The sequence below is a fragment of the Flavobacterium sp. LS1R10 genome (assembly GCF_003968825.1).
Lineage (GTDB): Bacteria > Bacteroidota > Bacteroidia > Flavobacteriales > Flavobacteriaceae > Flavobacterium.
The window spans coordinates 291297-311174 of record NZ_RYDH01000003.1; the positions used below are offsets into that span (position 1 = coordinate 291297).

Below are 19878 nucleotides of genomic sequence, written 5' to 3' on the forward strand. Positions count from 1 at the left end.
AACTTATAAAAATAAGAATTATTGTGTAACTTTATTCTATTCCAAAGCTCTCAAAAGACCTTCTGGTGCTTTCTCAATGTACATTTGGTTTTGGATTCCTTTTATTGATTTGGCATCCGTGAAAAACTCAAAATCTTGTCCGGGACTTTGTCGCAATACGCGACCAGTTCCAGTAATTTTGCGAATGGCTGTACTTAATAACGGTTCTGTAGAATCGCCAAGGATTCCCAGATTGCTCAATGTTTCTTTTTGTAGAAAATCAGGTTGTAACCCACTGAAGTAATCCCCAAAACCCACTGAATTGACAATTTTTAACACGATTGGCTGCATGGCATATCTGTGATTGGGATTCCTGCTTTGAGCTCCAAAAGTCGGGGAGTCATAAAGCGTTACGGATCCTACGTTTTTTCCTACTGTAACATCCCCAATTTGTATAACTTGAATGTGAGGTTCTAGCCCGTTGATTACTAACTCGCTTGCTGATGCAGAGCTTTTCGTAGTTAAAATATAAATTTTAGTCAATCCTAAACTATTGATGGCTGTGCTTCCTATTTTATCGGTAAAATAATTGAATAATGCTTCGGGATTTTCAGCCTCGAAATAAGCATTAATTTTTGCATTCCATTGTTGTTTAGCAAAGACTTTTCCTTTAAATTGTCCGGTAATCATACTTGCCAATCGTGTAGCCGTTTGTACAGAACCTCCTCCGTTATATCTTAAATCTAAAACCAAATCAGTAACTCCTTGTGATTTTAGAGATGCAAAAGCGTCGTTTAATTGAGTGTCAAAATTAGCATAAAAGCCATTGTACATCAAATAGCCTATTTTGTGAGAGCCGGAGGTGATTACTTTATTGATTAAAATTGGATTTTCGGATAGGACTGTTTTTGTCAATGCCACTGATTTACCGTTGTTGACAATTGTAGTTCCGTTATAATCAGCAAGATTTAGTGTGTAATTTTCGTTTGAACCAAAAAGTAACGATTCATAATTGCTTAAAGTCAGCTGTGTACCATTTACAGCAGTGAAAAAATCACCACGTTTTATAGCTTTACTGGAGGCGTCTGAGTTTGCAATAATATAACGAACATAACCAAATATTTCAGTTGTACTGCCTGGTTTATAACTTAAACCAAAATCGATACCATTGTTTTTAGTAGTGCCCTGAAGCGTTCCTTCAAGTTCTAAATAATCGCTTACAATCCAACTAAATCGATCCGTAGAAGGAGTAACCCGCAACGCATCAAATAAATCCTCAGGCACCGGATATTCCCTTAAAAAAGAGTTTAGTGCAGTTTGATCCGCGAATCGGTTATCGGCTAAATTTGGAACATCAGCTTGCCACAAATAGTACAGATTCATTCCTTTCCAAATAAAATCCTGAATCTCCAGACTTGCAGGTGGTGTCACGTCATCATTGTCCTGACAGCTTTGTAAAGTGAAAGTAGCTATAAAAAATAAAAGTGTAAATTTGAATACTGTTCTCATAATTGTATTTTAATACTTTATTAACGTAAAAATACTAACTTTAGTCTTATTTTATGTTTTTTTGTTGCAAAAATAAATAGGATTCATCTTAATAGTATAACTCGTTTGATTTTTAATGGATATGAAAGAGTACGCAATCCGGGTGTCACTTTCCCGGGCACGAAAAACGATTAAAGAATTTATGATACAAATACACAATTATGGAATCAGATAAAGTTGAGGGTTTATTAAAAAAATACTTTCAGGGAGCGACCACTTTAGCCCAAGAAAAAGAGTTACGGGATTATTTTTCGTCTCAGGATATTGCTTCGCATTTACAACAGTATGCTTCATTATTTGACTGTTTTGCTGTTGCAAAAGAGCAGCAGAATATGAATAAAACTCCAGTATTTGAAGTTGTTATGGCTAAAAACAAGAATAAAAAAGGGAATTTAGGCTGGGTTTCTATTGCAGCTTCAGTTGTTGTTTTGATGGGAATAGCAACGTATGTCCTTTTTGATTTGGATGCTACAAAAGAAAATACAAATTTAGGAACCTATGAAGATCCTGAAGCCGCTTTTAGGGCCACTCAAAAAGAATTGTCATTATTATCCAAGAATGTGAATATTGGCATAAAAAGTGTACAATACATTGAAGAATATCAAACCGTTAAAAACAGGGTTTTTGTAAGCGCTAAAAAAGAGTGGAAAAGATCCTGAAAATCAAACTAAGAATACTAACAATAAAATAATTAAATAAAATGAAAGCAACCATTCAAAAAAGTATCAATAGGAGTTTTAGCAAAAAGTGTCTGATCACTTTAGTATTTCTAGTTATTTCGAGTCCATTTTTTGCGCAAGCAGTCTTTGACAAATTTGACGGACAAGATGATGTTACGTCCATTATAGTCAATAAAAAAATGTTCGACTTGATGAGTAAGGTCAAAGTAGATGCTTCTGATAAAGAAACGCAACAGTACCTGAGTTTGATAAAAAAATTGGACAACCTAAAAGTTTTTACTACAAAAAGTACCAGAGCAGAGGGAGAAATGAAAGCTGCTGCAGAGAAGTACATCAAAACAGCGGGATTAGAAGAGTTGATGCGCGTGAATGAAAACGGAAGGAATATAAAAATTCTGGTAAAATCAGGAACTTCAGATTCTCAAATTAGAGAATTGCTGATGTTTATTGAAGGAGCTAAAAATGAGGATACAGTGCTGATGTCATTGACAGGAAATTTTGATTTGAATGAAATTTCAGTTCTTACCGATAAGATGCGAATTCCAGGAGGTGATGACTTAAAAAAAGCAACTAAAGGCAGAAAATAAGAGGAACCCAACCAGCGTAATGATTATGATGAGCGTACTGCAACAATCGAACATTGATTTAGAACAATTGAAGCCGCTACAGCAGTTCATGAAATAAACAGAGTTATATCTATAAAAAAAAGCGTCTTGATGTTGTAATCGAGACGCTTTTTTTATGCCTATTTCAAGAATATTATTTGCAAAACATTTTTTTGTTTTTAACGGCACTTTGGCTTCCTAATTTAATGGCTTTGGTGAAATCAGCGCACGCATTTTTTTTATTTTGAATGTGAATATTAGATAACCCTCTAAGATTATAGGCAATGTAGTCTTTAGGATTTAACGTGATAGATATCGTGCAATCTTCAATGGCTCCCGTATAATTTTTAGCCTTGTAATTGATGTCAGCCCTGGTGGTATAAGCATCTCCTTTTTTAGGTTCAATGAGGATGGTTTTATTGACATCATCTAACGCCCCTTTTATATCGCCTGATTTTTGTTTCAAAAGGGCTCTGTTTAAGTAGGCTTCAGCAAACAATGGATCAGCTCGTATGGCTTTAGTATAATCAGCAATAGCGCCTTTTAGATTGCCTGTTTCTGCTTTTTTTAAAGCTTGGTCAAAAAAATCGTAGGCAATTGGACTCTGACTCCAGCCAGTTAAGGAACTTAATAATAATGCAAGAAAAATTAATTTTTTCATAAAAATAGATTGCAGGGTATTGGGCTTGTAGAACTCGGGTAAAGAATAAAATTGCACTATAAATGTACTATTTTTTTATTTAGATATTAAATTAACGCATTTAAATGTAATTTATTTTACAAAAAGAAACCAATAAAAAATTACCAATGGACTTGCTAACTTTACCCGCATAAAAAGTTAAGAATAAAAACCTTAATTTTAAATTATAAAAAAGAATCGAAAAATTTTAAAAATGTTGCTTAACTAATACTGCAGGATTTATTTGCATATCCACAATTATTAAAACCTTAATTACGCACACCGCATCAACAAACACCAACTTTTACACGCTATAAGGAAATACATTATTTTACGTAAAATTACCTAAACTAAAAAATCAAAATAATGATCAGGTATGAATTCTATTTATAGTTCGTTCATATCTTAGACAAATACGAAAATAAGGAGTTATATTTTTTTTATAGTTTTAAAAACATAAAAAAACACCCAAAAAATGAGTGTTTTGAAAATGGTTAAGTAAATGTTAACTAAAATGTTTGTTAAGCCTTGTAAATAAGCTTTTAAAGTGACCACGGTGGGATTTGAACCCACACGCCCTTGCGAGCACCAGCCCCTCAAGCTGGCAAGTCTACCGTTTCTCCACGTGGCCTTATAAAAAAAAAGGTCCAGTAATAAATTACTCGACCTTTTGTGACCCGACTGGGGCTCGAACCCAGGACCCCATCATTAAAAGTGATGTGCTCTACCAACTGAGCTATCGAGTCAATGCTTCAAGGAAAGTATGTGTTGATCACTAAAATTGTGACCCGACTGGGGCTCGAACCCAGGACCCCATCATTAAAAGTGATGTGCTCTACCAACTGAGCTATCGAGTCATTTTCTTTCCTTGAATGCGGGTGCAAATATAAGGACTTATTTTGGAGTTTTCCAAGCAATTTTATTATAAATTTGTCTTTTTTAAACAAAATTACTCAACACCTTAATTTGTAAGGTTTTATTCAGATGAAAAAAATAATTTTATTAGGTTATATGGGGTGTGGTAAGTCTACAATTGCAAATAAGTTGTCCAAAATTATCCAATTTCCTTTTGTAGATTTGGATGAAAAGATAGTAGAGAAGATGAATTTGTCTATAAATGCCATTTTTGAAAAGCATGGAGAAATTTATTTTAGAAAGGTAGAACACGAAGTTTTTATCGAATTATTAAACGCTCCCGAATCATGTATAATAGGTTTAGGTGGAGGAACTCCTTGTTATGCCAATAATCATGAGTTGCTAAAAGGAGATAATGTTGTTTCTATTTATCTAAAGGCTTCTATTGAAACGTTATTGAACAGATTGGCTTTTAATGTAAGTAAGCGTCCACTGATTGCGGATAAAAGTCCTGAAGATATGAAAGAGTTCATAGCAAAACACCTTTTTGACAGGAGCTTTTATTACAACCAAGCGCAATATAAAGTTGTGGTTGATGGTAAAACAATCGATCAGACTGCGCAGGATATTGTGGCTCTTTTAGCTTAAATACGCATAATTAGTATCGTTTTCATCAAAAACAACTTGTACGTGCTCTAATAGCGAAGTAGAAAGCGAGATTCCTTTAAAATCTGCTTTTACAGGATACTTTTTGTGATTTCTATCCACAAGCACTGCGGTTTTGAATTTTTTCAAAGGAACATCTATAAAGTGTCGTACGGCATAGATAAGTGTCGTTCCGGAGTTTAATACATCATCTACCAGAACTAAACCTTTATTGGTATACTGTTCTTTTGATAACGAAGTATGAATGGGTAATTGAGGGTTTTGTTTGTTGATCTGCACTTCGCATAGTGCAACTTTAAGAGGGGAAATAGTTTCCAGGACGGCGGCTATTTTTTTTGCGAAAATGAAACCATTACTGGCGATTCCTGCAATGACTATTTCCTCTTCATCTACGAAAGTTTCATATATTTGGTAGGCAATTCTTTTTATTTTGTGATCAATTTCCTGATTTGTTAAGATGATATTTTTGCTCATTATTTAAAATTTTTATATTCCCCTCCCCAGCCCTCCCCGAAGGGAAGGGAGCTAGGACTGGCAAAGGTTATTCGATGTTTTACTTAATTTTTATTTGTCGCTTATCTTACATTCAAAACTCTGGGGTGAGAATTGCGTTTGATAAAGTTCATTCGGGATTGTACTTAATTTACTAAGGCTAGTCTCCCTCACCTTCGGGGAGGGTCGGGGAGGGGAGAAATTCATCAATATCTCTTCGATCTTTTTTGGTAGGTCTTCCCGTGCCATTCTTTCGATAATGTTCTTTTGATAGTTTTAGTAATTCTAAATGTTGATACGCTTCTGCCGGAGTATCGTTTCGTCTGTAAATATCAACCAGTTTTGCTCCGACACGATTTTCCGGGATATCCAACACGGTGATTATTTGGGTAATTTGGTCTTTCCGAAACGTGATTTTGTCAGTAGCGAAAACTTCTTTAGAAGGCTTGGCAACAAGACCGTTAACGGTTACGTGATTCTTTTTGCAGGCTTCAGTAACCATATTTCGGGTTTTATAATACCGCACGCACCATAAATATTTATCTATTCTCATAAATTTTCTAAAATAGGAGTTAAATTGTTTACAAAAATCAATCAATATTGTATCTTGCGCACTTAAAAAAATTAGCTATAATGAACAAATTTAAGTATTATTTTATTCTATTAATTACAACTATCTCTTTATTTTCATGCTCAAAGGATGAGGCTGCTGAAATTCAACCGCCTAGAGATTTCGCAGTGCAATATGCGACTGATTTAACGGATATCGAAGAATATTTAAAAAACTATTATATCACAGTTGTAAATCACGCCGGTTTCCCGGACGACCAGGACGTTAGCTATACAAAAATTCCTGCAGGAGGTAGCCAGCCCTCTATTTGGTCTTATAAAGATAAAACAACCTTTCCTAAACTTTTGAGTAGAGATGTCAAACTTCATGATATAACGTATACCTTGTATTATTTAGTACTTAGAGAGGGAGCGGGCAAATCTCCTACTAATGCTGATGCGGTATTGGCTTCTTACAAAGGAGATTATTTATCCCGTACCACGGTTTCGGAAGTTACGACACTTTCTGCTACTCAGTTTGAGGTGGTGAAAAACCCACAACAATTCTTTAGTTTGCTTACTACAGTAGTAGGATGGGGCGAAACTTTTCCGCAATTTAAGACTGGGACTTACGATTCTAATACAGATGGCACCGTATCTTACAGAGATTTTGGAGCAGGAGTAATGTTTTTGCCTTCTGGATTAGGATATTATAATTCAGGAAGTGGATCGATTCCTTCTTACGCACCTCTAGTTTTTAGTTTTAAATTATACGAAATTAACAGACTGGATTCAGATGGTGATGGAATCATGAATTTTCAAGAAGATCTTGACGGCGATGGTTATATGCGCGTTTTAGCGACAGGAGTTATAAATCCGGATGATACGGATGGAGATGGAATTCCAAACTTTTTAGATACTGATGATGATGGAGACAGTGTGAGTACCAGAACGGAAATTACGGATGCTAATGGCGTTTTAATCCCTTTTGAATCTATCCCAAGCTGTAACGGAAATACTACTGATCCGGCAAGAATCAAAAGACATTTAGTAAAATGTAATTAAAACATACAAATCAAAAAAAATCCAGTTCAATTTGAACTGGATTTTTTTTGGTATAAGTAAAAGGAAGCTATTATTTTCTTTTCATTACTCTTTGAACCGCTTCAACAATCGCTTGGTTGTTCAATTTGTATTTATTCATTAATTGTTCTGGTGTTCCGGATTCTCCAAAGCTGTCATTCACTGCTACAAATTCTTGTGGTAACGGACTGTTCAATGCTAAAACTCTAGAAATGCTTTCGCCCAGACCACCCAGAATGTTATGCTCTTCAGCGGTAACAATACATTTTGTTTTTTCCAATGATTTCAAAATCGCTTCTTCATCTAATGGTTTGATCGTGTGAATATTTATTACTTCAGCAGAGATACCTTGTGCTTCTAATGCTTCAGCTGCGATAAGAGCTTCCCAAACTAAATGTCCCGTAGCAACAATAGTTACATCAGTCCCTTCTGTTAAAACAATCGCTTTCCCTATTTCGAAAGGTTGGTCTGCTGGCATAAAGTTAGGTACAACCGGACGACCAAAACGCAAATAAACAGGACCGTGGTGATCCGCAATTGCCAATGTAGCCGCTTTTGTCTGGTTGTAATCACACGTATTGATTACCGTCATTCCCGGTAACATTTTCATTAAACCAATATCTTCCAGGATTTGGTGTGTTGCACCGTCTTCCCCTAAAGTTAATCCGGCGTGTGAAGCACAAATTTTCACATTTTTCTCTGAATACGCAACCGACTGACGAATTTGGTCGTACACTCTTCCTGTAGAAAAGTTAGCGAAAGTTCCCGTGAAAGGAATTTTTCCTCCAATAGTTAAACCGGCAGCAATTCCAATCATGTTGGCTTCTGCAATTCCAATTTGGAAAAAACGTTCTGGGTGATTTTTCTTGAAATCGTCAAATTTAAGGGAACCAATTAAATCTGCACAAAGTGCCACAACATTCTCGTTTTTTTGACCTAATTCAGTCATTCCCGCTCCAAAACCCGAACGTGTATCTTTACTTCCTGTATTTGTATATTTTTTCATTTTCCTCCCCCAACCCCTCCAAAGGAGGGGAGCTCCTATTGGGGTAAATAGGGTTTTAAATTTTTATTTAATGATTCTGTAGCTGTTTCTCCCCTTCGGGGAGGCTAGGTGGGGATTAGTAGTCGCTTTCTGCTGCTGTGTAGTTTTGGCCTAAAGCAATTTCAAGTTGCGTATCATTAGGCGCTTTACCGTGCCAAGCGTGACTGTACATCATAAAATCTACCCCATTACCCATTTCAGTGTGCAACAATACACAAACTGGTTTTCCTTTTCCAGTTCTGGATTTGGCATCATTCATTCCGGCAATAATAGCTTCGATATCATTTCCTTTTTCAATTTCTAAAACATCCCAATCAAAAGCTTCAAACTTGGCACGAATACTTCCCATGGCTAAAACCTCGTCAGTTGTTCCATCAATTTGCTTTTCGTTTAAATCGATTGTAGCAATAAGGTTGTCCACTTTTTTTGCAGCAGCATACATGATTGCTTCCCAGTTTTGACCTTCCTGTAATTCACCATCACCATGAAGTGTATAAATAATATGGTTGTCACCATTCAATTTTTTTGCTTGAGCAGCACCAATCCCTACTGATAATCCCTGTCCAAGAGAACCAGATGCAATACGTATTCCTGGTAAGCCGTCATGTGTAGTTGGGTGTCCTTGTAGTCTTGAATTGATCAAACGGAAAGTAGCTAGTTCTGCTGCTGGAAAATAACCGCTTCTAGCTAAAACACTGTAAAATACAGGTGAAATATGCCCGTTTGAAAGAAAGAAAAGATCTTCTCCAATACCGTCCATATCAAAACCTTCTTTGCGTTCCATTATATTTTGATATAAAGTGACAAGGAATTCAGTACAACCTAGAGAACCACCTGGGTGACCTGAGTTGACAGCGTGTACCATTCGAAGAATATCTCTTCTGACTTGGATTGTTAAATCGTTTAATTGTTGTGTGTTCGGTTTCATTTGTGTGTTAAAATTAGACTGGGCAAAGGTAGTCAGATATTTTGATTTATACAGACTTCCATTTTTAGATTTATCAATAGTTATCAAGGATTGTTTTTTTAGCAGCAATACTATTTTTAAGAATTCTTGATTATTTAGTATCTTGCAACCATGTTTCAACAATTATTCAAAAGCATTCAGGAAAAAGTGATACTGACTCAGGAAGAAATGGAGTTGTGTAAAACTTTTTTTATCCCTAAAAGATTACGCAAAAAACAAATCCTGTTGCAAGAAGGAGACATTTGTGTCTACAATGCCTTTATTGAAAAAGGAATACTGCGCTCTTTTTCCATCGATGAAAAAGGAAATGAACACATCGTACAATTTGCAATTGAAGGCTGGTGGATCGCAGATTTGTCCAGTTTTCTAACAAATAGTTCCTCTATTTATACGATTGAAGCCTTGGAGGATTCTGAACTGCTTTTGCTGACAACATCGGCAAGAGAAGCTTTAATGGATAAAGTCCCCATGTTTGAAAGATACCAACGCTTGCTTTTGCAAAATGCCTACATCGCCAATCAAGCCAGAATAAATTCGACTTTAACAGAAACCGCCGAAGAAAAATACACCAATTTAGGAATTGCTTATCCCGGAATTGTTCAACGTGTACCCCAACACATGATCGCCTCTTACCTTGGTCTGAAACCGGAAACATTGAGTCGGGTTCGCAAACAAATTAACAATCGAAGTTCATTTTAATTGACATAGATCAATAGAATTTCTTGTTTTACATCAACGAAATCTTTTGCAATACAGCCTTAAATTTGTCCTGTAAATATAAGTCGATGTCAAATAGAACCACATTTGCAGTCCTTGGCGTTTCAGTAACCAATAGTATTGTTTTAGCAAAGCAAATTGCCAAAACCAATCCCGTTTTGCTGTTTGATCAAAAAGCCGCTACACTTTTGGAGGTGTATACCGAAATTATTTCAGAGAATCCGAAGGCAAATGTAGAAATGATGATTTGTCCAACCAATGCAAGTTGGGAGGCAGATATTATTATACTTTCAAATGATGTGGCAACAAATGTTACTCTTATTGAAAAAATCAAAAAAGTGGCAACGGGTAAAATCGTACTTATTTTGGGAAACGAAATGGAGGTGATTAATTCCGAAAGTACACTGGATAAATTACAGCATTTGTTTCCTTTTTCTAAAGTTGTTCTGAGCAACGAATCAGCGTATGATTCTAACGATTCTCTTCTTTTGAAAGGAAATGATCAAGAAACCTTAAACACTATTTTAACTCTATTTATAAGTATTGGTTTGAAAGCCAGTATTTAATTTAATAAAACACTAATTTTTAACAAAAATCAAATGAGTAAATCAATTTTATTTCAACCCTATACATTAGGAAGCAGTACTTTAAAAAATCGAATGGTGATGGCTCCAATGACCAGAAGCCGTTCTAATAATGAAGGTAATGTTCCTACTGCACTTACGGCAGAATATTACACACAAAGAGCTACAGCAGGTTTAATTGTTTCCGAGGGAACTTTTGTGAGTACAAAAGCAGTGGGTTTTATCAATGTGCCCGGAATTTACAGTGCAGCACAAACCGAAGGTTGGAAACTGGTTACAAAAGCAGTTCACGAAAAAGGAGGAACTATATTTGCACAATTGTGGCACACGGGACGGTTGTCGCATCCGGATTTGCATAATGGCGAATTACCACATGCGCCATCCGCTTTGAATCCGTATGCAAAAGCTTACACAAAAGACGGTTTTGTAGACACTGTTGTTCCAAAAGAAATGACTATTGAAGACATAAAACAAACCGTTTTAGATTTTAAAAATGGAGCTAAAAATGCTATTGAGGCGGGTTTTGATGGTGTCGAATTGCACGCTGCCAACGGCTATTTACTACAACAGTTTTTTAATGGTTATTCCAATAATCGTACCGATGAATATGGTGGTTCAATAGAAAATAAAACCCGAATCCTTTTTGAAATTCTAGATGCTTTAGCCGGTGTTATTGATTATTCTAAAGTGGGTGTTCGTTTGAATCCTACCCTGCATAATACGCAGGGAATGATGTTAGATGAACAGACAATTCCTACTTATGAATATATTGTAAACCGTTTGAATGACTATGGTTTAGCGTATGTGCATTTGACGGAGCCTTTTACGCCGGTTGATGATGTACCTTTTGCTGTTACTGAAGTAGCTAAGCATTTCAGACCGTTTTACAAAGGAACATTAATCATCAATAAAGGGTTTACAAAAGAAATGGGAATCAAAGTGCTTGAAGATGGGTATGCAGATCTTGTTGCTTATGGAGTTCCCTTTATTGCAAATCCGGATTTAGTGGCTCGTTTTGAGACTGATGCCCCATTAAGTAAACCAGATCAAAGCACGTTTTACACGGATACTGTGAAAGGATATACTGATTACCCGGCCATGGTTTAATAAAGAAGTATGCTTGTCTGTAGTTCTACGTAAGAAATATTTTTTGATACACATTTCATATATTTTTACAAATTAGACATTTTTTTATTGAAAATCTGTGGAATCTGTGTCGGTTTTTTGTTTGGTACGATTGCGTACAAATAAATAAATTAAACAAGAATAGTGTCAAAATACCATTGTCTTTATTTTGAGGTTCAATTATAATTCACAAGAAAGCCCGCAATAGCGGGCTTTCTATTTTTATAAACTGTATTTATTATGCTTACTTTTTTTTGTAAAGAAAAACGGGTAGTGCGCATGCTGATGAGGCTTGTTTGCTAAAAAGGAACATCGCTGTCATCATCCGGATCATTCAAATTGCTTCCAAAAGCATCATTGGCAGAGGGCAGGTTTTTAGTAATGAAAGGGTTGTCATCCTGATTCATACTGGATGGTAAGTCATCATATCCGCCACTGTAATCTTCCAGGTTATCAAATTTTCCCAGATGTCCAATAAACTTCAACCGAACGTTTTCTATACTACCATTACGGTGTTTGGCAATCATTATTTCTGCCTGACCGGCTGTTGGTGAGGCTTCTTCATCATCCCATTCGTCTATTTTGTAGTATTCAGGACGGTATAAAAAAGACACAATATCCGCATCTTGCTCAATCGCTCCTGATTCCCGTAAATCAGACAATAACGGTCTCTTGCTGGATCCACGGGTTTCTACCGCTCGAGATAATTGAGAAAGTGCAATAACAGGAACGTTCAATTCCTTGGCTAATGCTTTCAAGTTTCGGGAAATGCTAGAAATTTCCTGCTCTCTGTTTCCGCCTCCTTTTCCGTTTCCGCCAGCCGTCATCAATTGCAAGTAATCCACAATGATAATTCGGATCCCATGTTGCGAAACCAATCGCCTGGCTTTAGCCCGTAAATCAAAAATCGATAAGGAAGGCGTATCATCAATAAAGAGAGGTGCTTTTTCTAAGTTTTTAACTTTGGTACTCAACTGTTCCCATTCGTGTTTTTCTAGTTTTCCAGTACGCAATTTCTCTGATGACAAACCTGTTTCAGAGGAAATTAACCGGGTAATTAACTGTACTGATGCCATCTCCAGAGAAAATAAGGCCACTGGTATTCCGTAATCAATAGCCATATTTCTGGCCATGGATAATACAAATGCAGTTTTTCCCATTGCAGGTCGTGCCGCAATAATAATTAAATCGCTGGGCTGCCAACCGGAAGTAATCTTATCTAACTTATCAAAACCAGTGGCAACACCGCTCAATCCTTCTTGACCGGCAATTTCTTCAATTCGTTTTTTTGCCTGTAGCACTAAACTTTGAGCTGTCTCTGAACTTCGTTTGATGTTTCCTTGTGTTATTTCATATAATTTAGATTCAGCTCTGTCTAATAAATCAAAAACATCCGCTGATTCATCGTAAGAGTCTTCAATGATTTCAGTAGAAATCCGAATCAAACTGCGTTGAATAAACTTTTGAAGAATGATTCTGGAGTGAAATTCAATGTGTGCCGAAGAGGATATCTTTTGCGTAAGCTGAATTAAGTAAAAATCACCGCCTGCTAAATCTAATTTTGCATTTTTCTTCAGTTGGGCAGAAACGGTTAATAAATCAATAGGCTGTGTTTCTGTAAACAATTGAACAATAGCCTCAAAAATATGTTTGTGTGCTTCTTTATAAAAAGCATCAGGTTGTAAAATGTCAATAACATCATCAACCCCTTTTTTGTCAATCATCATGGCACCAAGCACAGCCTCTTCTAAATCGAGCACCTGTGGTTGTAATTTTCCTTTTTCAAGGCTTATAATAGTCGTTTTATCAACCTTGACAGGATTAATATTTCTGAAGTTTTCCATGAAGCGAAAGTAACTAAAATTAAAAAAACATAGTCGTTGAGTTGTTACAAATAATTGTTCATAACTAACTATTTTTTGTTTATAACCAAAAAAAAATCCGAAACGGCAAGGCTTCGGATTAAATAGTAATTCGTAAGATTTTACTCTTTATATTCTCCCATTTTGCAGTATTTATCCATTCTTTGAGCCACTAATTCTGCTGTTGATAAGTCTTTCAATTCGTTGAAACCTTTCATAATATATTGCTCTACCGTTTTGAAAGCAGTTGCTCTGTCATAATGTGCACCGCCTAGTGGTTCAGGAATAATATCATCTACTAATTTTTGTTTTTTCATGTCAGCTGAAGTCAGCTTCAGTGCTTCGGCAGCTTGTTCTTTATATTCCCAGCTTTTCCATAAAATAGAAGAACATGATTCTGGAGAAATGACGGAATACCAGGTGTTTTCCATCATGTATACCTTGTCACCAACTCCTATTCCTAATGCGCCACCAGAGGCACCTTCTCCTACGATAACAGTAATAATTGGCACTTTAAGACCAATCATTTCAAATATGTTTCTGGCAATGGCTTCTCCTTGTCCGCGTTCCTCGGCTTCTAATCCCGGGTAAGCCCCTGGAGTGTCGATCAACGTCAAAACAGGAATCCCAAATTTCTCTGCCATCTTCATCAATCGCAACGCTTTTCTATATCCTTCCGGATTGGCCATTCCAAAATTACGGAACTGTCGCGTCTTAGTGTTGAATCCTTTTTGCTGACCCACAATCATAAAGGATTGCCCGTCAATTTTTCCTAAACCACCAATCATGGCTTTATCATCTTTAAAACCTCTGTCGCCAAAAAGTTCCAGAAACGTATCGCCACACAAGGCACGCACGTGGTCCATTGTATACGGGCGGCTTGGATGTCTGGATAATTGGACACGTTGCCAGGCAGTCAAATTTTTATAGATTTTTCTTTTGGTCTCTTCTAGTTTTTTGTTGATTTGTTTGCAAGTATTCGTTACATCAACATCTGATTCCTGACCAATAATAAGACATTTATCTAACTGTTCTTCTAGTTCTTTTATTGGAAGCTCAAAATCTAAATATTCCATAGGATTTTTGCGTTTTTGTTTTTATTTCGAACCGCAAATATAAAATTTTAAATCGTTCGAAAAGGTAAATATTCTATTTATGTGTAAAAGTTTGCTTCTCTAAAGCGGGAGATTCTTTTTTAATTTTATTTTTTTGATAGTGTTTAATCACCCCGTTTAGGATTACGGTGATTACAATTATTAGTGCACCAATGTAAAATTCAAAACTCATTTTCTCTTTTCCGCCAAGGATAAAATAGGCCAAAACAATGCCGTAAACCGGTTCTAAATTCGTAGTCAGCATTACGGTATACGGCGTTAGTTTTTGCATTATTTTTACTGAAGCAGTAAAGGCATAGGCGGTACAAACGGATGCCAGAATCAATATCAGGATCCAATTATTAGCCGTTAATACAAAGAAATCGGCCGTGAATTTTTGTTCGAACACAAAGTAAATCGATATGAAACCAACACCCGCCAGGAATTCATAAAACGAGATAACCGAAGGATCGTGATCCGCAATGAGTTTTCCGTTCATCAGCGTAAATAAAACACCTAATATAATGGATGCTAAGGCGTATAACATTCCGTCCAGGTAATTGATTTCGACCTTCATAATCAGTCCCAGCCCTGCAATTATGATCAGACCAAAAAAGACTTCGTACCACAGTACTTTTCGACCATAAAAAAGTGGCTCCAGCAGTGATGCAAAAAAAGCACCCAATGAAAAAACGGATAACGTAATAGACACATTAGAAACGTGGATCGCTTTGAAAAATAAAATCCAATGCAAAGCAATCAATAATCCGACAAAAATCAATTTAAAAAATGATTTTAGCGGAATCCGAAACGATTTTTTCTTATACACCAGAAAAAGAGCTAAAAAGATACCGGCAAAAAACATGCGGTACCACACCAAGGCATCTGCCGTTATAGTGATTAGAGCGCCTAAAATGGCGGTAAAACCCCAAATAAAAACAATCAAATGGAGGTTTAAGTAACTTTTTAAATTATCGTTTTGCATTTCGTAATAGGTAGATGGCTAAAATTCCAAAAGCAATATTGGGCAACCAAACCGCTAATAGGGGAGGGAAACTGGATTTTTCTGCAAGAACACCAAAGATTTTATCAAAGAATACAAAGGCAAAAGCCAGCGCAATTCCTATGGCCAGATTCGTTCCCATTCCGCCTCTTCGTTTCATCGATGAGACTGCAACTGCAATGATGGTCAGGATAAATGCGGATATCGGGACACTGTATTTTTTGTACAAAACCACTAAATAGATGTTGATATTAGAGGAACCGCGTTCTTTTTCTTTGGCAATAAAGGCATTCAATTTTCCTAAATTCAGGGTTTCTGCAATATACACCACTGGAGTTAAATCCTCTAAATCGAATGTGAAAATAGCCTCTTTCTGGGGTAGTTTTTCAATTTTATCATTCAGTTCGCCCACCGTTCTTTTTGTATAATCATACAGGGTGTAGGTACTGTCCTTTGGATTCCATTTGATCCTGCTGGCCGTGATTTTATGAACGAGTTTTTCGTTTTTAAATTTTTCCAGTGAAAAATTAAAAGCTATTTTAGACTCCGTATTAAAACTGTTTACATAGATAAATTCATCATTACTAATTTGGCGATACACATCCGTATTATCCCCGCGCATGGCCTCTTTTCCGCCTCCTTTTAAATACGTATACCTAAAGTTATTAAAGCCTTCGCTGGCAGCGGGAACAACAAAAAACCCCATTAGTAAAACAAAAACAGAAACTATGGAAGCACCAATAATATACGGTCTTAAGAAACGCGTAAATGAAATTCCGGAGCTCAAAATAGCAATAATCTCCGTATCATTTGCCAGTTTTGAGGTAAACCAAATCACCGATAAAAACAAAAATATCGGGAACAGAGAATTCGCAAAATAAACCGTAAAGTTGTAGTAATAAAGTGCAATCTCTAAAAACGGAACCTTGTTTTCCAGCATTTTGTTGATCTTCTCAGATACATCAACAACGATTCCTATGGGGATAAACAACAACAACATCACCACAAATGTGGTTAAATATCTTTTTAGGATGTATTTGTCTATTATTGTAAGCATAGTTTTGGGTATTAGGTTTTAGGTTTTGGGTTTTGGTTACTAAAACCTAATACCCCTAACCTAATTTACAATCTCTGGTTCATGTTTTTCACCATCATTTCTTTCCAAGGTCTAAAATCGCCCGCTAAGATATGTTTTCTGGCCTCCCGAACCAACCACATATAAAAACCAAGATTGTGTATCGTGGCAATTTGTTTCCCCAAGTATTCATTGGCAGCAAAAAGGTGACGCAAATACGCTTTCGTATATTCTGTATCTACAAAGGTGATTCCCATTTCGTCAACGGGCGAAAAATCAGCTTCCCACTTTTTGTTTTTGATATTGATGGTGCCATTCGCTGTAAATAACATTCCATTTCTGGCGTTTCGCGTAGGCATCACACAGTCAAACATGTCAATCCCAAGGGCAATATTCTCCAGAATATTTATAGGAGTTCCTACGCCCATCAGGTAACGCGGTTTGTCTTCCGGTAAAATTTCGCAAACTATTTCGGTCATGGCATACATTTCCTCGGCAGGTTCCCCTACGGAGAGTCCACCAATGGCGTTTCCTACTTGATTAGAATTTGCAATATATTCCGCTGATTGCTGACGCAAATCCTTATAACAGCTTCCTTGAACAATTGGGAAAAAAGCCTGATCGTAACCGTATTTTACAGGCTGCGTGTCTAAATGATTGATGCAACGATCCAGCCAGCGGTGTGTCATTTTCATCGAGCGTTTTGCATAGTTGTAATCACAGGGATACGGCGTACATTCATCAAACGCCATGATAATATCGGCACCAATGGTACGCTGAATTTCCATCACATTCTCTGGCGTAAAAAAGTGATAGGAACCATCAATGTGCGATTTGAACTTCACGCCCTCCTCCTTGATTTTTCTATTGGCCGAAAGCGAATACACTTGGTAGCCACCAGAATCCGTCAAAATATTACGGTCCCAGTTCATGAATTTATGCAAACCTCCGGCTTTCTCTAGGATTTCCGTTTGAGGTCGCAAGTATAAGTGGTAGGTATTTCCCAGAATAATATCCGGGTTAATGTCTTGTTTCAATTCCCGTTGATGCACTCCTTTGACCGAAGCTACGGTACCCACAGGCATAAAAATTGGGGTTTCAATCACCCCGTGATCAGTAGTAATACTTCCCGCTCTGGCTTTGGACAGCGGATCTTTTTTTAATAAATCAAACTTCATCTAGTATTTTTATTGTTTTTTCGGTCACATGCTATTCGCCAATAAAGCTGTTTTACCAAACATTTACCGCAGCGCAGAACATAGCAACGTATTTCAACCGATTGTTCGGCTGGCAAAGATAGGTTAATTTGAAACCTACATCAAAAAAATGTTTGCCATCCCGCAAAGTAATAAAGTGCATCGAAAGCTGTGGGATGACAACCAAAACAACCTTTTTTTTTAAGAAATAATTAAACAATAATAGTATTCAAAAACACACATACCATTTAGCACATGGACTTGGGCGTGCCCTAAAAAGGTCGGGCTATCCGTTATAATCTTTTACTGCGCTGCGCTTCATAAAAGGATTTCTACTATTATCCCTCACGCGAGATTTGGTTTAACAGCAACTAAATTTTCCCATTACTATTCAAAAAGCATCCAGCAAATAAAAAGTCCTTTTGATGATTTGTAAGAAAATTTTAATATATTTGAAAATAGACAAAGTGAAACAAACCTTCACCAATCTACTCATATTTGGGTGTATATCCGGAGGTTCGTTTCGCATATATACTAGTTGGCGGATATCTCAAAAAAAATGTGGATGAAAAAGAGATTCATTTATCTGAATGCAATATTAATATTAGTAATATTACTTGTTTTTATTTTTGGTGATTACTTCTCACCAATTGAAATGAAATTTCAGTATTGGTGGAGTACGAAATATCTCGAATGGAAAATGTTGTCAATAATATTTTTAAGTTTCGCATTTTTTTCTGCTGTAATAAGCTTAATTGACATCAAAAATTTGAAATATATAAGTAAGTTTAGTAGAGTTTTCTTTTCTCTAAATTGTTTACTACTGGACATGCTAACTTAGCCATCACAGAAAGTTAAGAAATAATCTTAATTTTAACCTATGAAACAAGTCCGCAAAATTTATGACAAAGCTTTCAAAGAAAAAGCCGTCCAATTGAGTTATGAGAGAACAAACGTATCAGAACTGGCCAGAGAGCTGGGAATAACAGCACCACAGTTGTACAAATGGCGCAAAGAGTTCGAGGAGTTTGGAGAGGGAAGTTTTCCTGGAAAAGGGATTTTATCTAAACGTCTAAAAGCCAATGCGTGTAATTTCACACCATAATAATACAAGCTTTTAGTAGAGCAATATCCTTTGTCGGTCAGTTCTTTAGCTACTTTTGCATTACGCTTTCCAGAACAAGTGATTATTGGCATTGAATCCAGTAAACTTTGATCAGCAAAACAGTCAGAGGGTATAAAATCTTCAAACAACGAAGATGTAAAACGTCTAAAAGCTTCCGACAATTGGTTAAGCCGATTAGAAAAGCAGTATATGAACCGAGTTTTGGAAACCAATCAATCAAATAATCACAAGCATATTTGTGAATCTGTTTGATGCTAAAGCGTTGTTCTTCTTGAACTGCGAATAGATAAATGGTCATAATTTCTTGGTCTGTTAAATCTTGCTTATCATTGTTGCTAAAACGTTCGCAAGTATATTTTAAATCTTTTTCAAATCTGTCGCAGATTATTGAGTAGATTTTTATTAATTTTAGGGCTTTAGGCTGATTAATCATATATTTAAATGTGCGTTAGATACACTATAAATATACTGATTATCAGCTTATTAATCTAATTTTTAAACAGATATTTCTTTCTTTTTTAACCCTTGATTCGCATTAATAACATAAATTCAATTTTAAAGTGGAAAACTAGCGTTTCCACTTTTTTTGTTTTTTCTACTTTGTATTTCATCAATTTACTTTATTTTCATAGGGCAGGCAGGGTAACCAAAAAACAATACAAACATTTTTTATTTTTTTTCTTTTAAAACTTTTAGGTAACATAAGACCATATCAGTGTAAAATAATAAAGTAGTCGTTTCATTTTGCACTCAAACAGCCACTTAAAACCGTTTTTTATTTTATAAAAAATTTAAATATCTTTTATACCAAATTACCTTACCCTCCTTGCCCTAAATTTATTTTCACTTTTTTTACTTATTTTCATCCGTTTACGGTTTTCCTCAAAGAAGTATAGATTCCTTATTCTTACATTTACATAATTAAACAATTAATATATTTTGAATATT

20 protein-coding genes and 3 tRNA genes are annotated in these 19878 nt (G+C 36.1%); 8 read left to right on the forward strand and 15 right to left on the reverse strand.

Annotated elements, in window-relative coordinates; all coding sequences use genetic code 11:
• Nucleotides 1–36: 36 nt before the first annotated feature.
• A complete protein-coding gene (locus tag EKL96_RS08450; RefSeq protein WP_126460796.1) occupies nucleotides 37–1488 on the reverse strand; it encodes a S41 family peptidase in 1452 nt (483 codons plus the stop codon).
• Nucleotides 1489–1688: 200 nt separating this feature from the next.
• Here EKL96_RS08450 and EKL96_RS08455 point away from each other — a divergent pair, with 200 nt between their 5' ends.
• Entirely contained in the window at nucleotides 1689–2186 is a 498-nt protein-coding gene (locus EKL96_RS08455; protein WP_126460799.1) for a hypothetical protein, read from the forward strand.
• Between the two features lie 41 nt (nucleotides 2187–2227).
• On the forward strand, nucleotides 2228–2794 hold the full coding sequence (locus EKL96_RS08460) for a DUF4252 domain-containing protein (protein ID WP_126460802.1): 567 nt from the start codon (nucleotides 2228–2230) through the stop codon (nucleotides 2792–2794).
• Between the two features lie 172 nt (nucleotides 2795–2966).
• On the opposite strand, the gene EKL96_RS08470 is transcribed toward EKL96_RS08460, so the two are convergent.
• The 4 genes from EKL96_RS08470 to EKL96_RS08485 form a co-directional block, all read right to left on the reverse strand.
• Nucleotides 2967–3473 carry a tetratricopeptide repeat protein gene (locus EKL96_RS08470; protein ID WP_126460805.1) on the reverse strand — a complete coding sequence of 169 codons (507 nt, stop codon included), beginning with the start codon at nucleotides 3471–3473 and terminating at the stop codon, nucleotides 2967–2969.
• A 566-nt stretch (nucleotides 3474–4039) separates the two neighbouring features.
• Nucleotides 4040–4122, reverse strand: a tRNA-Leu gene (locus tag EKL96_RS08475).
• A 42-nt stretch (nucleotides 4123–4164) separates the two neighbouring features.
• Nucleotides 4165–4237, reverse strand: a tRNA-Lys gene (locus EKL96_RS08480).
• Between the two features lie 38 nt (nucleotides 4238–4275).
• Nucleotides 4276–4348: transfer RNA gene (locus tag EKL96_RS08485), tRNA-Lys, on the reverse strand.
• A 127-nt stretch (nucleotides 4349–4475) separates the two neighbouring features.
• Between EKL96_RS08485 and EKL96_RS08490 the strand changes: the two genes are divergently transcribed.
• Nucleotides 4476–4994 (forward strand): shikimate kinase, encoded by a 519-nt coding sequence (locus EKL96_RS08490; protein WP_126460808.1) that lies wholly within the window; start codon nucleotides 4476–4478, stop codon nucleotides 4992–4994.
• On the opposite strand, the gene EKL96_RS08495 is transcribed toward EKL96_RS08490, so the two are convergent.
• Entirely contained in the window at nucleotides 4986–5486 is a 501-nt protein-coding gene (locus EKL96_RS08495) for a phosphoribosyltransferase family protein (protein WP_126455725.1), read from the reverse strand. The two genes, EKL96_RS08490 and EKL96_RS08495, sit on opposite strands and share 9 nt — an antisense overlap.
• A gap of 178 nt (nucleotides 5487–5664) precedes the next feature.
• Nucleotides 5665–6057 (reverse strand): RNA-binding S4 domain-containing protein, encoded by a 393-nt coding sequence (locus EKL96_RS08500; RefSeq protein WP_126460811.1) that lies wholly within the window; start codon nucleotides 6055–6057, stop codon nucleotides 5665–5667.
• 80 nt (nucleotides 6058–6137) lie between these two features.
• On the opposite strand from EKL96_RS08500, the gene EKL96_RS08505 reads away from it, so the two are divergent.
• The gene (locus EKL96_RS08505) at nucleotides 6138–7118 is read left to right on the forward strand and encodes an FKBP-type peptidyl-prolyl cis-trans isomerase (RefSeq protein ID WP_126460814.1); all 981 of its coding nucleotides are present in this window, start codon (nucleotides 6138–6140) and stop codon (nucleotides 7116–7118) included.
• Nucleotides 7119–7188: 70 nt separating this feature from the next.
• Here the strand turns inward: EKL96_RS08505 and EKL96_RS08510 are convergent, their stop codons facing one another.
• Nucleotides 7189–8142, reverse strand: coding sequence for a transketolase family protein (locus EKL96_RS08510; RefSeq protein ID WP_126460817.1), 954 nt, complete (start codon nucleotides 8140–8142; stop codon nucleotides 7189–7191).
• 115 nt (nucleotides 8143–8257) lie between these two features.
• A complete protein-coding gene (locus EKL96_RS08515; protein WP_126460820.1) occupies nucleotides 8258–9109 on the reverse strand; it encodes a transketolase in 852 nt (283 codons plus the stop codon).
• A 150-nt stretch (nucleotides 9110–9259) separates the two neighbouring features.
• Here EKL96_RS08515 and EKL96_RS08520 point away from each other — a divergent pair, with 150 nt between their 5' ends.
• From EKL96_RS08520 to EKL96_RS08530, 3 genes are all read left to right on the forward strand, one after another.
• Complete coding sequence (locus tag EKL96_RS08520; RefSeq protein ID WP_126455733.1) at nucleotides 9260–9847, forward strand: Crp/Fnr family transcriptional regulator; 588 nt, start codon at nucleotides 9260–9262, stop codon at nucleotides 9845–9847.
• An 86-nt stretch (nucleotides 9848–9933) separates the two neighbouring features.
• Nucleotides 9934–10431 carry a hypothetical protein gene (locus EKL96_RS08525; protein ID WP_126460823.1) on the forward strand — a complete coding sequence of 166 codons (498 nt, stop codon included), beginning with the start codon at nucleotides 9934–9936 and terminating at the stop codon, nucleotides 10429–10431.
• A 33-nt stretch (nucleotides 10432–10464) separates the two neighbouring features.
• Nucleotides 10465–11556 (forward strand): alkene reductase, encoded by a 1092-nt coding sequence (locus EKL96_RS08530; RefSeq protein WP_126460826.1) that lies wholly within the window; start codon nucleotides 10465–10467, stop codon nucleotides 11554–11556.
• Between the two features lie 317 nt (nucleotides 11557–11873).
• Here the strand turns inward: EKL96_RS08530 and dnaB are convergent, their stop codons facing one another.
• From dnaB to tgt, 5 genes are all read right to left on the reverse strand, one after another.
• Nucleotides 11874–13418 carry a replicative DNA helicase gene (gene dnaB, locus EKL96_RS08535; RefSeq protein WP_126460829.1) on the reverse strand — a complete coding sequence of 515 codons (1545 nt, stop codon included), beginning with the start codon at nucleotides 13416–13418 and terminating at the stop codon, nucleotides 11874–11876.
• Nucleotides 13419–13558: 140 nt separating this feature from the next.
• Complete coding sequence (locus EKL96_RS08540; RefSeq protein WP_126455741.1) at nucleotides 13559–14512, reverse strand: acetyl-CoA carboxylase carboxyltransferase subunit alpha; 954 nt, start codon at nucleotides 14510–14512, stop codon at nucleotides 13559–13561.
• Nucleotides 14513–14585: 73 nt separating this feature from the next.
• Complete coding sequence (locus tag EKL96_RS08545) at nucleotides 14586–15515, reverse strand: DMT family transporter (protein WP_126460832.1); 930 nt, start codon at nucleotides 15513–15515, stop codon at nucleotides 14586–14588.
• Nucleotides 15502–16590, reverse strand: a complete 1089-nt coding sequence (locus tag EKL96_RS08550) for an LptF/LptG family permease (protein ID WP_126460835.1) — start codon at nucleotides 16588–16590, stop codon at nucleotides 15502–15504. Before EKL96_RS08550 ends, EKL96_RS08545 begins: the two co-directional genes overlap by 14 nt.
• A 65-nt stretch (nucleotides 16591–16655) precedes the next feature.
• Nucleotides 16656–17786, reverse strand: a complete 1131-nt coding sequence (tgt, locus tag EKL96_RS08555; protein ID WP_126460838.1) for a tRNA guanosine(34) transglycosylase Tgt — start codon at nucleotides 17784–17786, stop codon at nucleotides 16656–16658.
• A gap of 898 nt (nucleotides 17787–18684) precedes the next feature.
• On the opposite strand from tgt, the gene EKL96_RS08560 reads away from it, so the two are divergent.
• Nucleotides 18685–18909: a transposase gene (locus tag EKL96_RS08560; RefSeq protein WP_126460841.1), complete on the forward strand. Its 225-nt coding sequence runs from the start codon at nucleotides 18685–18687 to the stop codon at nucleotides 18907–18909.
• An 82-nt stretch (nucleotides 18910–18991) separates the two neighbouring features.
• Here the strand turns inward: EKL96_RS08560 and EKL96_RS08565 are convergent, their stop codons facing one another.
• Nucleotides 18992–19363: a hypothetical protein gene (locus EKL96_RS08565; protein WP_126460844.1), complete on the reverse strand. Its 372-nt coding sequence runs from the start codon at nucleotides 19361–19363 to the stop codon at nucleotides 18992–18994.
• Nucleotides 19364–19878 lie beyond the last annotated feature (515 nt).

Bases quoted from the DNA above. Each gene is read 5' to 3' on its own strand.
- dnaB (WP_126460829.1), bottom strand. From the start codon at position 13,418: ATGGAAAACTTCAGAAATATTAATCCTGTCAAGGTTGATAAAACGACT.
- EKL96_RS08520 (WP_126455733.1), top strand. From the start codon at position 9,260: ATGTTTCAACAATTATTCAAAAGCATTCAGGAAAAAGTGATACTGACT.
- EKL96_RS08470 (WP_126460805.1), bottom strand. From the start codon at position 3,473: ATGAAAAAATTAATTTTTCTTGCATTATTATTAAGTTCCTTAACTGGC.
- EKL96_RS08455 (WP_126460799.1), top strand. From the start codon at position 1,689: ATGGAATCAGATAAAGTTGAGGGTTTATTAAAAAAATACTTTCAGGGA.
- EKL96_RS08525 (WP_126460823.1), top strand. From the start codon at position 9,934: ATGTCAAATAGAACCACATTTGCAGTCCTTGGCGTTTCAGTAACCAAT.
- EKL96_RS08500 (WP_126460811.1), bottom strand. From the start codon at position 6,057: ATGAGAATAGATAAATATTTATGGTGCGTGCGGTATTATAAAACCCGA.
- EKL96_RS08490 (WP_126460808.1), top strand. From the start codon at position 4,476: ATGAAAAAAATAATTTTATTAGGTTATATGGGGTGTGGTAAGTCTACA.
- EKL96_RS08515 (WP_126460820.1), bottom strand. From the start codon at position 9,109: ATGAAACCGAACACACAACAATTAAACGATTTAACAATCCAAGTCAGA.
- EKL96_RS08505 (WP_126460814.1), top strand. From the start codon at position 6,138: ATGAACAAATTTAAGTATTATTTTATTCTATTAATTACAACTATCTCT.
- EKL96_RS08540 (WP_126455741.1), bottom strand. From the start codon at position 14,512: ATGGAATATTTAGATTTTGAGCTTCCAATAAAAGAACTAGAAGAACAG.
- EKL96_RS08495 (WP_126455725.1), bottom strand. From the start codon at position 5,486: ATGAGCAAAAATATCATCTTAACAAATCAGGAAATTGATCACAAAATA.
- EKL96_RS08510 (WP_126460817.1), bottom strand. From the start codon at position 8,142: ATGAAAAAATATACAAATACAGGAAGTAAAGATACACGTTCGGGTTTT.
- EKL96_RS08450 (WP_126460796.1), bottom strand. From the start codon at position 1,488: ATGAGAACAGTATTCAAATTTACACTTTTATTTTTTATAGCTACTTTC.
- EKL96_RS08560 (WP_126460841.1), top strand. From the start codon at position 18,685: ATGAAACAAGTCCGCAAAATTTATGACAAAGCTTTCAAAGAAAAAGCC.
- EKL96_RS08530 (WP_126460826.1), top strand. From the start codon at position 10,465: ATGAGTAAATCAATTTTATTTCAACCCTATACATTAGGAAGCAGTACT.
- tgt (WP_126460838.1), bottom strand. From the start codon at position 17,786: ATGAAGTTTGATTTATTAAAAAAAGATCCGCTGTCCAAAGCCAGAGCG.
- EKL96_RS08460 (WP_126460802.1), top strand. From the start codon at position 2,228: ATGAAAGCAACCATTCAAAAAAGTATCAATAGGAGTTTTAGCAAAAAG.
- EKL96_RS08545 (WP_126460832.1), bottom strand. From the start codon at position 15,515: ATGCAAAACGATAATTTAAAAAGTTACTTAAACCTCCATTTGATTGTT.
- EKL96_RS08565 (WP_126460844.1), bottom strand. From the start codon at position 19,363: ATGATTAATCAGCCTAAAGCCCTAAAATTAATAAAAATCTACTCAATA.
- EKL96_RS08550 (WP_126460835.1), bottom strand. From the start codon at position 16,590: ATGCTTACAATAATAGACAAATACATCCTAAAAAGATATTTAACCACA.